The following is a 14,228-nucleotide window of genomic DNA, read 5'->3' as shown; positions in this document are numbered from 1 at the left end:
TGGTCGGCTACATGCGCGTCTCGAAGGCCGACGGATCGCAGACCACGGACCTACAACGCGACGCCCTCCTGGCTGAGGGCGTCGACCCGGAGGCTCTGTACGAGGACAGGGCCTCGGGCAAGAAGGAGGACCGTCCCGAGCTTGCGGCGTGCCTGAAGTCCCTACGTCACGGGGACACCCTGGTGGTGTGGAAGTTGGACCGGCTCGGCCGCGACCTGCGTCACCTGGTCAACATCGTCCACGACCTCACCCAACGCGGCATCGGCCTGAAGGTCCTCACCGGTCAAGGCGCGGCCATCGACACCACCACCGCATCCGGCAAGCTCGTCTTCGGCATCTTCGCCGCCCTGGCCGAGTTTGAACGCGAACTCATCTCCGAACGCACGATCGCCGGCCTAGCCGCCGCCCGGGCCCGCGGTCGCAAAGGCGGACGCCCCTACAAGATGACCCCCGCCAAGCTCCGCCTCGCCATGGCATCCATGGGACAGCCCGGTACCAACGTCGGCGCCCTGTGCGAGGAGCTCGGCATCACCCGCCAGACCCTCTACCGCCACGTCTCACCCACCGGCGAACTCCGCGAGGACGGACGCAAGCTCCTGGCCAAGGACCGCAGCAAGGTAGCCAGGTAACCTCTGTTGTCCGGAACCTACGAACGTCAATGAGCGGAATACGTTCCCGCGACTCTCGCACACCCCGGGGCACTTCCACCGCTCAGCTACCCCGGAAATCGCGCGGCACCATTCTTCGCGTCGGGTCGGTTAGGATTGTGGGCGAGCCGGGAGAAGGCAGCTAGGGTTCCGCCCCAGCCGGCTGGGGGTCTGTGACCGAGCGCTGCAGCTTCCGCCGAACAGGCGGGAGGGCACCTATTGGCACAAAATGCCCGAGGGGGATGGCTCAGCGCCAGCATGCGCGCTGACTGTCCCTTGACCTCGGAGGTTGTTGTGCTCGTTGACCAGTTCGATGTTTTTCTGCTTGATCTTGACGGCGTGGTTTACGTCGGAGACACCTTGCTTTCCGGCGTGACCGAAGCCTTGGCCAGCCTGCGGAGTCGGGGCCGGGTGGTCCGGTTCGTGACCAACGATCCCCGCCCGTCCCGCAAAGACGTCGTCCACCGTCTGGGCCGCCTGGGCGTGAGGGCCACCGTCGAGGAGATCGTATCTTCCGGGTGGGCTACGGCGTGCTGGCTGCGCCAGCAGGGCATTACCCGCGCCTATGTGGTGGGCAGTGATGGCCTCCGCGGCGAACTCGCGGCCCAAGGCGTGGAATCCGTGGAGGGGTCTGGGGCCGAGGCGGTGGTGGTCGGTTGCGACGAGACGGTGACCTACCGGGACCTCGCCCAGGCCACCGCCCTCCTGCGTACCGGCGTGCCGTTCGTGGCCACGAACGTGGACGCCACGTTCCCCACAGCGAGCGGCCCGTGGCCGGCCACCGGCGCGGTCGTCGCAGCGATCCAGACCGCCAGTGGGCGCCGACCGGTCGTGGTGGGCAAGCCGGGACCGGAGATGTTCCGCCTGGCCCAGCGCGGGCTCCCTGCTACGACGAGAGTGGTGGTCGTGGGGGACACCCCGGCTACGGACGTCGTCGGGGCGCACTGCGCGGGCCTGCCGGCGATCCTCGTCGCTCCCGCGACGCCGAGCAGCGGCCGTCGGCAGTGTGATCCCACCGTTGCGGAGGCCACGGTCACGGGCCTGGCCGGGCTGTTTGATCCGGCCCTTGACATCGGCCCGATGCGCCCGTCGCCGTACCCGTGGCCGGACGAGGTGCGGGCGGGTGTGGCCGCGGTGGTCTTCGACGAGGCCGGGCGCGTGCTACTGGGGCGCAGGCTGGACAACGGGCTGTGGGGACTGCCTTCGGGACACGTCGAGGTGGGCGAGACTGCCGCCCAGGCGGCGGTGCGGGAGGTCGCCGAAGAGACCGGCTTGCAGGTGCAAGTGCAGCGGCTGGTGGGGGTGTACTCGGACCCCGCCTCGCAGGTTTTCGCCTATCCCGACGGGAGAGTGACCCAGTTCGTCACCACCACCTTCGCCTGCCTCCCGCGCGGCGGTCAGATGCACCCTGATGGTGTGGAGACCTCACAGGCGGGTTTCTTCTCCCCGGATGAGCTTCCGGCACCGTTGCTCCCCATGCACCCGCGGTGGCTCACCGACGCCCTCTCAGGCGACACAGGACTCATCGACTGATAGGACGCATCCCCTTCGGGGCGCATGGTGTCAAAAGCGCTGGCGCTTCTCGTGCGGAGCACCGGCCTGAGCGCGCCGTTTACCTTGATCAACCCCGGGTCCGGTCTCCCACCGTCCGAGCAACACCACCGGACGGTAGGAGTCTCCAGGGCGGCGACCAGCTCTCGAAAGATCATGATGAGCGCGCGCCCAAGGGCGCACCGACCAATGACCTCAGATGGGCCAGGTCTCCTGCCGGTGGGCGGCGTCCCAGAACATCCACTCGTACTGGGTGGCGCGGTGGAACGCGGTGTGCATGCGCGCCAGTGTGCCGGGGCTGGCCTGGTCGGCGAGGTGGTCCACGATGTCCCGGGCGGTGTCGGTGGCGGCGGTGAAGTCTGGATCGCCGTAGGTGGCGATCCAGTCCCCGTACGGGTGCGTGCTCAGGTCACCGACGGCGGCCTTCAAACGGGTGCCGACGTCGTCGTAGACCCAGAAGCACGGCAGGATGCCGGCCGCGAGGACCGGGTAGTTTCCGGCTGTCGCGAGGCTCAGCAGGTAGGAGGTGTAGGCAACCGTGGTCGGTGAGGGCTCGGCGGCGGTGAGGTCGGTGACGTGGGTGGCGTGCAGCTGCCGCTCGACCTCGACCACCTCCCGCGCGGCCTGCGCCCAGAATGCCATTTCCTCCGACGCCTGGGCCTGAGCGGCGGCCGCGGCCAGGACCCGGCCGTAGTCGGCCAGGTAGAGCGCGTCCTGGGCGAGGTAGTGCCGGAACGTCTCTTCCGCCAGGGTCGCGTCGCTCAGCTGGTGCAACAAGGGCAGCGCGTCGATCGCCTCGCGGACCCTGGCCGTGCGATGCCACGCCACGGTGCTGAACACGCCAGTGTCGTCGTGGTCGCGAATCGTCTCGGGCATGGAGGTGTGTGGGCTGGTCATCGGTCGCTGTCCTTCCAGTCGTTCTCGTCTTTCCAGATGTCGTGGCAGTGGTGCACGGGGCCGGGTCCGTGGCCGATGTGGAGCGCGTCGGCGGCCCGCAGGGTGCCGGTGAGCCAAGTCTTGGCCTGGCGGGTGGCCTCTAGCAGGGACCCGGTGCGCGGGGCGAGTGCGGCGATCGCGGAGGACAGGGCGCACCCGGTGCCGTGGGTGTTGACCGTGGCTACCCGCGGGCCGGTCAGCAGCTGCTCGCCCGCGTCGTCGAGCCACAGGTCGGTGGCGTGTGCGTCGCCGCCGAGGTGGCCCCCCTTGACCAGCACCCGCGCGGCGCCCAGCTCCCGGAGCGCGATGGCCTGGGCGCGCATGGTGTCGAGGTCTTCGGCGGGGTCGGCGTCGAGCAGCACGGCGGCCTCGGGGACGTTCGGCGTGATGAGGGAGACGTACGGCAGGAGTTGGCGCATCGGCTCGACGGCGTCCTCGGCCAGCAGCCGGGAACCGGCGGTGGACACCATGACGGGGTCGAGGACCACAACCGGCACCGCGTCGGAGCGCTTGTCGAGGAAGGCGAGGACGGTCTCGATGGTGGCCGCGGAGGCGAGCATCCCGATCTTGGCGGCGTCAACCGCCACGTCGTCTACGAGGGTGTCCAGCTGGGCGCGGACGAAGTCCGCGGGGACGACGTGGACACCGGTGACTCCCTGGGTGGACTGGGCGGTCAGTGAGGTGAGCACCGCGGTGCCGTAGGCACCCAGTGCGGAGAAGGTCTTGAGGTCGCCTTGAATACCGGCCCCGCCGGAGGGATCGGAGCCGGCGATCGTCAGCGCGATCGGTGGGCGGGGGTTCACGGTTGCCCGTCCCACGCGGCCCGCAGGCTCGCGGCCGCCACGGCTGGTTCCTCCGCGGCGCACACCGTCGAGACGACCACCACGCCGGCGGCGCCGCTGTGGCGCAGCATGCCGGTGCGTTTCGTGGTGATGCCGCCGATGGCGACGACCGGCCACGGGCTCGCGGCGGCCACCGCAGCCACCCCGCCCGGGCCGATCGGAGTGCCGTGGTCAGGCTTGGTCGCCGTCGGCCACACCGGTCCAACGCCGAGGTAGTCCAAGACGCCGTCACCGAGCCCGCGTGCTGTGCGAACCTGCTCGATCGTGCTGACCGACAGCCCGACCATGGCGTCCGGCCCGAGCAACTGCCGGGCCTGAGCAGGCGGCATGTCGCGCTGACCGACGTGGACGCCGTCGGCGCCGATGTCCTGAACGAGGTGGACCCGGTCATCGATAATCAGCGGCACCCCGGTCCCCGCCAGCACCTCGCGGACCGCCACGCCGAGGGCGACGAAGTCGGCGTCGGTGGCGCCCGGGTCACGCAACTGCACCACGCTGACCCCGCCCGTGACCGCAGCCTGCACGGTCGCGGGCACGCCCCGTGGGCCGCACAAACCGGTGTCGGTGACCAGGTAGAGGCTGAGGTTCACCGGTCGGCGGGTCACCGGAGCACCACCTTCTCGGTCAACTTCTGCGGGTTGAGGGTGGCGAGAGAGTCGAGCAGCGCGACGGCGAAGCTCCCCGGCCCGGCGGCACGCTCGGCCGCGACCTCGGCGGCCACGGTGTATGTCGCGGTCGCGGCCGTGGCGGCCAGGAGCGGGTCGTCGGTGGTGGCGGCGAAGGCAGCCATGAGCGCGCCCAGCGCGCACCCACCGCCAGTGACCTGGGTCAACCATCGATGGCCGTTGTCCACCCGCACCAGCCGGGTGCCGTCGGTGAGGTGGTCGACCTCCCCGGAGACCGCGACGATGGTGCCGTGCTCCCGGGCCAGCGCCCGGCCGGCGTCGAGGGCGTCCTCGGCGGCGTCGACGCTCTCCGGGCCCCGCCCACCGCTGCCCCCACCGGCCAAAGCGAGAATCTCTGAGGGGTTGCCACGGACGAGTGCCGGGGAGGCGTGGGCGAGCAGGTCGACGGCAACCCGGGTGCGCCAGGCGAGCCCACCCACCCCGACCGGGTCGAGCACCCACGGGGTGCCGGCCGCCGCGGCGGCACTGACCGCGCCGTGCATCGCAGCCACCGTCGCCTCTTGGGGCGTGCCGAGGTTGACCAGGACCCCGTCGGCGACGGCGGCGAACGGCCCGGCTTCCTCCGGGTTATCCACCATCGACGGACTGGCGCCGACCGCGAGCAGGACGTTCGCTGTCCACTGAGCGACGACGACGTTGGTCAGGCACTGCACCAGCGGGGCATGCCCGCGCATCGCGGCCAAGGCCTCGCCCACAGCGGCAGCATCGAGTGGGACAGTAGGGACGGAAGAAGGTGCCGACATCGGCGACGTTCCCTTCGCTAGTACGAACTAGATCAGGTTCAACGGGTGTGATCTCAGCCGTACCAGCACGGCACCCCGCGTCATTCACCAGCCTAACATCCGCACCGTTCCCCGCACCGTGCCCTCGCTTCAGCGACCGCAAAAGGGTCGCGCCTCGGACCGTCCGGGCGTGCTGTCACCAGTGCCCGACGCGCGTTCCTTGGCCGCCGCAGCCCTCACCATGGCGCCTCACCAGACAACGGCTGCGCAACCTTTGAATGTGCAGTCGACTTCGGACGATCGTGCAGTGGACTTCGGAACCTGACATACCCCAGAAGCCTCATCACCACATGATGCCTCACAAACTCGCTGCTCTGGAAGATCTGAGACGCAACACGGTGCGACGACTTCACGAGACACCGCCGCTCGGTATCGACCCAGCTCGAGACGATCCCTTCGCCGCTCGGCTGTGTGTCTCGTAAAGCTGTAGGTTTCCGCAACGCGACTAGGTAGGCCGTCGGCAGTGTGTGGCGTGGAACGCTGCGAGTTGTGTTGGAGGCCCTATCTAGCGTCCCCACAGCGAATGGTGACGGTTTTGCAGATTCCGGTGTGTGGGAGCCCAGTGTGGTGTCGCACCGAGTGCTGTCGGTGACCTGAGCCCCAGCCGGGGGACGACTGGCGTAAGCAGTCCATGAGGATCGGCTCGAGAGCCGTATGGATTCCGTGAGGACGCCTGTCCCGCCGCCGTGAACGGTGTGTGCTCGGTATCGCGCCGCACCTCGGCGTGCGACCGCCGGACGGCGGCCGCCCCTACTCAGAACGGAGTCCTGCTGTGCTCGACGTCCTCTCCGTGGTCGGCGTGATCGCCCTATTCGCGGTCGTCGCCCTCATCGCGCGGGCGGTGGAGAAGCTGTGATCGTACTCGAGATCCTCGCCCTCCTCCTCGGTCTCGCCGCGATCGTGTACCTGTTCATCGCCCTGCTTGCACCGGAGCGTTTCTGATGGACTGGCTCTACCTCGTCGCGAGCGTCCTCACACTCGTCGCCGCTCTCGCGGTCGTGTACCGCCCGATGGGCGACTACATGGCCTGGGTCTTCACCGCCCCAGTCTCCTCGCGCTGGGAGACGCGCGTGTTCGCCGTCCTCGGCGTCGACTCCTCCCGCGAGCAGTCCTGGCCCGCCTACCTGCGGTCCGTGCTGCTGTTCTCCCTGGTGGGCGTCCTCGCGCTGTTCGGTCTCCTGCGGCTCCAGGAGCTGTTGCCCTACTCCCTGGGCAATGAGTCGATCGATTCGGGGGTCGCGTTCAACACCGCGATCTCCTTCGTGACGAACACCAACTGGCAGGCGTACTCCGGCGAGGACCTCTCCTACACGGTCCAGTTCGCCGGTCTCGCGGTCCAGAACTTCGTCTCGGCCGCCACCGGCATCGCCGTCGCGGTCGCGCTGGTGCGAGGCCTGGCCCGGCGCCGCACGGGAACGATCGGGAACTTCTGGGTCGATCTGCTGCGTGGCACCTTCCTGGTGTTGCTGCCGGTATCGATCCTCAGCGCCGTCGTGCTGATCGCAGGCGGCGTGGTGCAGAACTTCCAGGGCTACGTGGACGTCACGACCGTCGCGGGCGGCACCCAGACACTCCCGGGCGGTCCGGTCGCGTCGCAGGAGGCGATCAAGGAGATCGGCACCAACGGCGGCGGCTTCTACAACGCCAACGCCTCCCACCCCTTCGAGAACCCGACCGGCTGGACCAGCCTGTTCCAGGTCTTCCTTATCCTGCTGATCCCCTTCTCCCTTCCGCGGACCTTCGGGACGATGGTCGGCGATCACCGTCAGGGCTACGCGATCGCCGCGACGATGGGGACCCTGTACCTCGCCTCGGTGTCCGTACTGGCCGCCTTCGAGTTCGCCGGGCAGGGCACCGCCCCTGAACTCGCCGGCGCCGCGATGGAGGGTAAGGAGACCCGCTTCGGCCTGCCCCAGTCCGTGCTCTACGCGGCGACCACCACCCTCACCTCGACCGGCTCCGTGAACTCGATGCACGACTCGTACACGGCGCTGGGCGGAATGGTCCCGATGGTGAACATGCTCCTGGGCGAGATCGCCCCCGGCGGCGTGGGCGCCGGGCTGTACGGCATGCTCGTCATCGCGATCATCGCCGTGTTCGTGGCGGGCCTCCTCGTCGGTCGCACCCCCGAGTACCTCGGGAAGAAGATCGGCCCCAGGGAGATGAAGCTCGCAAGCCTCTACATCCTGGTCATGCCGCTGCTGGTGCTCGGCGGTGTCGCCCTCAGCTTCGCGGTTCCTCCGCTGCGCCACAGCATCGAGAACGTCTCGCTGACCAACACCGGCTCGCACGGCCTGTCCGAGGTGCTCTATGCCTTTGCCTCGGGCGCGAACAACAACGGCTCCGCCTTCGCGGGGCTGACCGCCAGCACGCCGTGGCTGACCACCGCGATCGGCGTGGCGATGCTGCTGGGCAGGTTTCTCCCGATCGCCCTGGTCCTTGCCCTGGCCGGCTCGTTCGCCGCGCAGGACCGGATCCCGGCGACCTCCGGCACCCTGCCCACCCACCGCCCGCTGTTCGTGGGCCTCACCGTCGGCACGGCGCTGCTCGTGACCGCACTCGTCTTCTTCCCCGTCCTCACCCTGGGACCGCTCGCTGAAGGGCTGCAGTGACCATGCCGACCATCGACAAGACCATCCACTCCGAACACTCCGACCCGTCCTCCGCGCCGACGCCCACGTCGTCGCCGGCGCAGCCCCCTGCGCCGCGCCGCACCCTCACCCTCGCGCAGCTCCGCGCCGCCCTGCCAGGCGCGCTGCGCAGGATGACCCCCCGCGCCCAGTGGCGCAACCCCGTCATGCTGATCGTGTGGGTCGGTGCTCTATTGACCAGCGTGATGACCGTCGTCGAGCTGATCGGCGACGGCCCGGCCCCGTCCGGCGGCACTGCGGTGCCGGCGACGTTCTCCGCGGCGATCGCCGGCTGGCTGTGGATCACCGTGCTCTTCGCGAACCTCGCCGAGTCCGTCGCCGAGGGGCGCGGCAAGGCCCAGGCCGCGACCCTGCGCCGCACCCGCACCAGCACCCTGGCGCGCCTCGTCGACGGGTACGACGCTACGGCCGACCCCGGCGCGGAGACCGTGCCGACCGAGGAGATCTCCTCGGCGGACCTCGCCCGGCACGACATCGTGGTGGTCACCGCGGGCGATCTCGTCCCCGGCGACGGCGACATCATCCAGGGCATCGCGAGCATCGACGAGTCCGCGATCACCGGCGAATCCGCGCCCGTCGTGCGCGAGTCCGGCGGCGACCGCTCCGCCGTCACCGGCGGCACCCGAGTGCTGTCCGACCGGATCGTCGTGCGCATCACCTCGACGCCAGGCCAGACCTTCGTGGACCGGATGATCTCGCTGGTCGAGGGGGCCGCCCGGCAGCGCACCCCCAACGAGATCGCCCTAAACATCCTGCTGGCCTCGCTGTCCATCGTGTTCCTCGCGGTCGCGATCACACTGAACCCCATCGCCTCCTACCCGGCGAGCCCGGCCTCGATCACGGTGCTCGTGGCGCTGCTGGTCTGCCTGATTCCCACCACCATCGGCGCCCTGCTGTCCGCGATCGGGATCGCCGGGATGGACCGGCTCGTCCAGCGCAACGTGCTGGCGATGTCCGGGCGCGCGGTGGAGGCGGCGGGCGACGTGACCACCCTGCTGCTGGACAAGACCGGCACCATCACCTACGGCAACCGACGGGCGACGGACTTCGTCCGCGTCGGCGACGCCGGGATGCACGAGCTCGTGGAGGCGGCCGCGCTGTCCTCCCTCGCCGACCCCACGCCCGAGGGCAGCTCAGTCCTCGAGCTCGCACGGGAGCGCGGCGTCGACGTCGGCACCGCGCCGCGGGGGGAGGTCGTGCCGTTCACCGCCCAGACCCGCATGTCGGGCCTGGACCTGCCCGACGGCACCCGCCTCCGCAAGGGCGCGGGCTCTGCGATCCTCGCCTGGCTCGAGACCGAGGGCGTCGTGCCCTCGGCCTCCGACCGGGCGACCCTCGAGGAGCACGTCGAGCGCATCTCGTCCTCGGGCGGCACCCCCCTGGTTGTCGCCTGCCTCACCGGGGACGGGGACGGAGCCGTCCTCGGCGTCATCCACCTCAAGGACGTCGTCAAGGACGGTCTCACCGCGCGGTTCGCCGAGCTGCGCGCCATGGGCATCCGCACCGTGATGGTCACCGGCGACAACCCTCTGACCGCCGCGGCGATCGCGAAGGAGGCAGGGGTCGACGACTTCCTCGCCGAGGCCACCCCCGAGCAGAAGCTCGAATACATCCGCGCGGAGCAGGAGGGCGGGCGGCTCGTCGCGATGACCGGTGACGGCACGAACGACGCCCCGGCGCTCGCCCAGGCCGACGTCGGCGTCGCGATGAACACTGGCACCTCCGCCGCGAAGGAGGCCGGGAACATGGTCGACCTCGACTCCGACCCGACCAAGCTCATCGACATCGTCGCGATCGGGAAACAGCTGCTCATCACACGCGGCGCACTGACCACCTTCTCGATCGCCAACGACATCGCGAAGTACTTCGCGATCATCCCCGCGATCTTCATGGGCGTCTTCCCCGGCCTGTCCGCGTTGAACATCATGGGGCTCAGCTCACCCGCCTCGGCGGTCCTGTCCGCGGTGATCTTCAACGCGATCGTGATCATCGCCCTGGTGCCGCTGGCCCTGCGGGGCGTCGCCTACCGCCCGATGATCGCCTCGAAGATCCTCGGCCGCAACCTCGCGATCTACGGCCTCGGCGGGATCGTGACGCCCTTCGCGGGCATCTGGCTCATCGACCTGCTCGTCCGGCTGATCCCCGGCTTCTGACCTCCGAGAGGACCCTCCCGTGAACACCACCCTCCGCAGCACCCTGCGGACCACCGCCGTCGCCGTGCGGACCCTGCTCCTGTGCACGCTCGTGCTGGGCCTGGGCTATACCCTGCTCATCACCGGCATCGGACAGCTGCTGCTGCCCGCCCGTGCCGACGGGTCGCCCCTGCGCGACGGCGACGGACAGATCGTGGGCTCGACCCTGATCGGCCAGTCCTTCCTCGACCAGGACGGGGAGCCGCTGCCGGAGTACTTCCAGCCGCGTCCCTCCGCGGCCGGCGACGGCTACGACGGCCGCTCCTCCTCCGGCACCAACCACGGACCGGAGAACCCCGAGCTGATCGCCGCGATCACCGAGCGTCGCGCCGAGATCGCCGAGTTCAACGACGTGGCCCCGAAGGAGGTCCCCGCCGACGCCCTGACGGCATCGAGCTCGGGCCTCGACCCCCACATCAGTCCTGAGTACGCCGCCCTCCAGACCGCTCGGGTCGCCGAGGCGCGAGGCCTGTCGCTGGACCGGGTGGAGGACCTCGTGGCTGAATACACCGAGGGTCGCGATCTCGGCTACCTCGGTGATCCGACGGTGAACGTCGCCGCGCTCAACCTGGCCCTGGACGAACTGGAGGACTGACGATGACGGCACGGGGGCGGCTCCGGGTGCTGCTGGGAGCCGCTCCCGGCGTCGGCAAGACCTGCACCATGCTCGAGGAGGGCCATCGCCTCGCCGCCGAGGGCCAGGACGTCGTCATCGGCATCGTCGAGACCCACCGCCGCGCGGACACCGCACGACGGGTTGAGGGACTGGCCAAGCTGCCGCTGCGTCGGCACCAGCACCGAGGGGTGCCCCTCGAGGAGATGGATCTCGAGGCCGTGCTCGAGCGCGCACCCGACATCGCGCTGGTCGACGAGCTCGCCCACACCAACGCCCCCGGCGCCGCCCACGCCAAGCGCTGGCAGGACGTGGACGAACTGCTCGCCGCCGGGATCGACGTGATCTCCACGGTGAACATCCAGCACATCGAGTCCCTCCACGACGTGGTCGAGCAGATCACGGGGGTGCCGCAGCGCGAGACCGTCCCGGACGGATTCCTGCGCCGCGCCGATCAAATCGAGGTCATCGACCTCGCGCCGCAGGCGCTGCGCGACCGGCTCCGCAGCGGCCTGGTCTACCCTGCCGAGCGGGTGGACGCGGCGCTGTCGAACTACTTTCGCCTCGGGAACCTCACCGCGTTGCGCGAGCTGGCCCTGCTGTGGCTCGCCGACGAGGTCGACCAGGCGCTGAAGGACTACCGCTCCGAGCACTCGATCGACAACCGCTGGGAGGCCCGCGAACGGGTGGTCGTGGCGCTGACCGGCGGGCCCGAGGGGGAGGCTCTGCTGCGCCGCGGCGCCCGTGTCGCGGCGCGCTCCGCCGGCGGCGACCTGATCGCCGTGCACGTCACCAGCCAGGACGGGCTGCTGCGCAGCAGCCCCGGGGCGCTCACCCGGCAGCGTGCCCTGGTGGAGGAACTCGGCGGCACATATCACCAGGTGGTCGGGGAGGATGTCCCCGAGTCCCTGGTCGGCTTCGCCCGCTCCGTCGACGCGACCCAGCTGGTGATCGGGGTGAGCCGGCGCGGCCGCCTCGCCGCCGCCCTCACGGGCCCCGGCATCGGGGCGACCGTGGTGCGCGAGTCCGGGGACATCGACGTGCACATCGTGACCCACTCCGCCGCGGGCAGGCGCCTCGCCCTGCCCAGGATCGGAGGCGCCCTCACCCCCGCCCGGCGCCTGGCGGGGTTCGTCCTCGCGCTGCTGGGCGGTCCGCTGCTGACCGCCGCGCTGCTGGCCCTGCGCACCGAGGAGTCGATCACCTCCGACGTGCTCAGCTACCAGCTGCTCGTGGTAGTGGTCGCGCTGACCGGCGGGATCTGGCCCGCTCTCTTCGCCGCGCTGCTCTCCGGTCTCACCCTCGACTTCTTCTTCATCGACCCGCTGCACACGATCTCGATCGCCGAGCCGCACCACCTCCTCGCGCTGCTGCTGTACGTGACGATCGCGGTGCTGGTGAGCGTCGTCGTGGACCGTGCGGCACGGCGCACCCGGGCCGCCCGACGGGCCGAAGCGGAGTCCGAGCTGCTGCAGACCGTCGCCGGCAGCGTGCTGCGCGGTGACGACGCGATCCAGGCCCTCGTGGACCGCACCCGCGAGGCCTTCCGACTGGACGCGGTTGAGGTCCTCGGGGAGGACGGCACCGTGCACTCCACCTCGGGCGATCCCCGGGCCGAGGCGGGGACCACGACCGTCCCGCTCGCCCAGGACGCCCGCCTCATGCTGCACGGCGGGGACCTCCGCGCCTCCGAACGGCGCCTCCTCAGCGTGGTCGCCGCGCAGATCGATGCCGCGATCGAGCACCGCCGGCTCGCTGCGACCGCGGAAGAGATCGCTCCGATCGCGGCCTCCGACAAGGTGCGCGGTGCGCTGCTTTCGGCGCTCAGCCACGACCTGCGCCGCCCTCTCGCCGCCGCGGCGACGGCCGTGGGCGGGCTCCGCACCGCCGACGGCGACCTCTCCGCCGAGGACGCCCGGGAGCTCCTGCTCACGGCCGAGGAGAGCCTGGACTCCCTCGCCGCCCTGGTGGGCGACCTGCTCGACGTCAGCCGGCTGCAGGCCGGGGTCCTCACCATCACGACCCTCCCCACGGATCCCTCCTCGGCGATCGCCCCGGCGCTCGACGAGCTCGGTCTCGGCCCCACCGAGGTGCATCTCGCCCTCGCCCATGACGAGCACACCGTCGGGGCGGACCCGGTGCTGCTGCAGCGGGTGCTGGTGAACCTGCTGGCCAATGCGGCCCGCCACTCCCCACCGGACCGACCCGTGACCCTCACGACCAGCACCTTCGACTCCCGACTGGAGATCCGGATCATCGACCACGGGCCGGGCATTCCCCCGGACCGCCACGACGACGTCTTCGTCCCCTTCCAGCGCCTCGGCGACACCGACAACACCAGCGGCCTCGGCCTCGGACTTGCCCTGTCCCGCGGCTTCGTCGAAGCGATGCACGGCTCGCTCACCCCGGAGGACACCCCCGGCGGCGGCCTGACGATGGTGGTCTCGCTCCCCCTCGCTCCGCTCCCGACACAGGAGACCCCATGAAGATCCTCATCGCGGACGACGACCCGCAGATCCTACGCGCTCTGAGGATCACGCTCTCGGCGAAGGGACACACCGTGGTGACCGCGACCGACGGCGCCGACGCGGTGAACACGGCGATCGACGAGCACCCCGACCTCTACCTCCTGGACCTGGGCATGCCCCGCTTCGACGGGGTCGAGGTGATCCAGGCCGTGCGGGGGTGGTCGCAAGCTCCGATCCTGGTGGTCTCGGGGCGGGCCGGCGCCTCGGACAAGGTCGAGGCGCTCGACGCGGGCGCCGACGACTACGTGACCAAGCCGTTCTCCGTCGAGGAGCTGCTGGCCCGCATCCGCGCCCTCACCCGGCGGGTCCCGCAGGACGAGGAGGTGCTGGTGGTCCGCCTCGGTCAGGTCACGATCGACCTCGCCGCCCGCAGCGTGGTGCGCAACCTGCCCTCCGGCCGCCGCCAGATCCGGCTCACGCCCACCGAGTGGCAGGTTATCGACACCCTGGTCCGCCACCGCGGCAAGCTCGTCTCCCGCCGCACGCTCCTCACCCGCATCTGGGGCACCGAACACGTCGAGGACACGGGATATCTCCGCCTGTACATCTCACAGCTGCGTAAGAAACTCGAGGACGATCCCTCCCGCCCGCGGCACCTCCTCACCGAGCCCGGCATGGGCTACCGCCTCGAGAATGCTGTTCGGGAACGGTCGTGAGGTATCAACGGGGCCGCATCGCCCCCTGACCCTCATGGCATTCGACCCCAACGGGGAGACGCAGATTGACAAGGGGCGCACCGAGCCAAGTAGCGCCGTAAGAACGCGGCCATCAACCGTGCACATCCACACGCCTCGGCAGTT

General features: G+C 70.3%; 13 protein-coding genes and 1 riboswitch. Of the genes, 9 read left to right on the top strand and 4 right to left on the bottom strand.

Annotation, left to right across the window (positions count from 1 at the left end):
* Both AC3D3D_RS15415 and AC3D3D_RS15410 read left to right on the top strand, forming a co-directional pair.
* On the top strand, positions 1-629 hold a 629-nt coding region (locus AC3D3D_RS15415; protein WP_488512698.1), incomplete at its 5' end, for a recombinase family protein.
* Between the two features lie 312 nt (positions 630-941).
* Entirely contained in the window at positions 942-2,180 is a 1,239-nt protein-coding gene (locus AC3D3D_RS15410; protein ID WP_006590959.1) for an HAD-IIA family hydrolase, read from the top strand.
* Positions 2,181-2,393: 213 nt separating this feature from the next.
* On the opposite strand, the gene AC3D3D_RS15405 is transcribed toward AC3D3D_RS15410, so the two are convergent.
* From AC3D3D_RS15405 to thiM, 4 genes are all read right to left on the bottom strand, one after another.
* Complete coding sequence (locus tag AC3D3D_RS15405) at positions 2,394-3,095, bottom strand: TenA family protein (RefSeq protein WP_017824196.1); 702 nt, start codon at positions 3,093-3,095, stop codon at positions 2,394-2,396.
* Complete coding sequence (thiD, locus tag AC3D3D_RS15400; RefSeq protein ID WP_006590957.1) at positions 3,092-3,937, bottom strand: bifunctional hydroxymethylpyrimidine kinase/phosphomethylpyrimidine kinase; 846 nt, start codon at positions 3,935-3,937, stop codon at positions 3,092-3,094. Before thiD ends, AC3D3D_RS15405 begins: the two co-directional genes overlap by 4 nt.
* Positions 3,934-4,581: a thiamine phosphate synthase gene (gene thiE, locus AC3D3D_RS15395; protein ID WP_463662511.1), complete on the bottom strand. Its 648-nt coding sequence runs from the start codon at positions 4,579-4,581 to the stop codon at positions 3,934-3,936. The genes thiD and thiE overlap by 4 nt, the downstream gene beginning before the upstream one ends.
* Positions 4,578-5,405, bottom strand: coding sequence for a hydroxyethylthiazole kinase (thiM, locus tag AC3D3D_RS15390; protein ID WP_463662512.1), 828 nt, complete (start codon positions 5,403-5,405; stop codon positions 4,578-4,580). Before thiM ends, thiE begins: the two co-directional genes overlap by 4 nt.
* Positions 5,397-5,493: riboswitch (TPP riboswitch) on the bottom strand. It overlaps the preceding gene by 9 nt.
* Positions 5,494-6,141: 648 nt before the next feature.
* Between thiM and AC3D3D_RS15385 the strand changes: the two genes are divergently transcribed.
* The 7 genes from AC3D3D_RS15385 to AC3D3D_RS15355 are packed head-to-tail and all read left to right on the top strand — an operon-like array spanning position 6,142 to position 14,084.
* A complete protein-coding gene (locus AC3D3D_RS15385; RefSeq protein WP_269365821.1) occupies positions 6,142-6,300 on the top strand; it encodes a hypothetical protein in 159 nt (52 codons plus the stop codon).
* Positions 6,297-6,386, top strand: a complete 90-nt coding sequence (locus AC3D3D_RS15380) for a potassium-transporting ATPase subunit F (protein ID WP_062946889.1) — start codon at positions 6,297-6,299, stop codon at positions 6,384-6,386. The genes AC3D3D_RS15385 and AC3D3D_RS15380 overlap by 4 nt, the downstream gene beginning before the upstream one ends.
* Positions 6,386-8,056, top strand: coding sequence for a potassium-transporting ATPase subunit KdpA (gene kdpA, locus AC3D3D_RS15375; RefSeq protein ID WP_062946890.1), 1,671 nt, complete (start codon positions 6,386-6,388; stop codon positions 8,054-8,056). The genes AC3D3D_RS15380 and kdpA overlap by 1 nt, the downstream gene beginning before the upstream one ends.
* A gap of 2 nt (positions 8,057-8,058) precedes the next feature.
* The gene (kdpB, locus tag AC3D3D_RS15370; protein ID WP_062946891.1) at positions 8,059-10,248 is read left to right on the top strand and encodes a potassium-transporting ATPase subunit KdpB; all 2,190 of its coding nucleotides are present in this window, start codon (positions 8,059-8,061) and stop codon (positions 10,246-10,248) included.
* 19 nt (positions 10,249-10,267) lie between these two features.
* Entirely contained in the window at positions 10,268-10,882 is a 615-nt protein-coding gene (gene kdpC / locus AC3D3D_RS15365; RefSeq protein WP_062946892.1) for a potassium-transporting ATPase subunit KdpC, read from the top strand.
* Positions 10,883-10,884: 2 nt separating this feature from the next.
* On the top strand, positions 10,885-13,386 hold the full coding sequence (locus AC3D3D_RS15360) for a DUF4118 domain-containing protein (RefSeq protein WP_062946893.1): 2,502 nt from the start codon (positions 10,885-10,887) through the stop codon (positions 13,384-13,386).
* Positions 13,383-14,084: a response regulator gene (locus tag AC3D3D_RS15355; RefSeq protein WP_062946894.1), complete on the top strand. Its 702-nt coding sequence runs from the start codon at positions 13,383-13,385 to the stop codon at positions 14,082-14,084. Before AC3D3D_RS15360 ends, AC3D3D_RS15355 begins: the two co-directional genes overlap by 4 nt.
* Positions 14,085-14,228 lie beyond the last annotated feature (144 nt).

Source organism: Georgenia sp. X1117 (assembly GCF_057784635.1).
The sequence above is the reverse complement of the archived record's forward strand: the minus strand, read 5'-3'. Positions and strand labels throughout refer to the sequence as shown.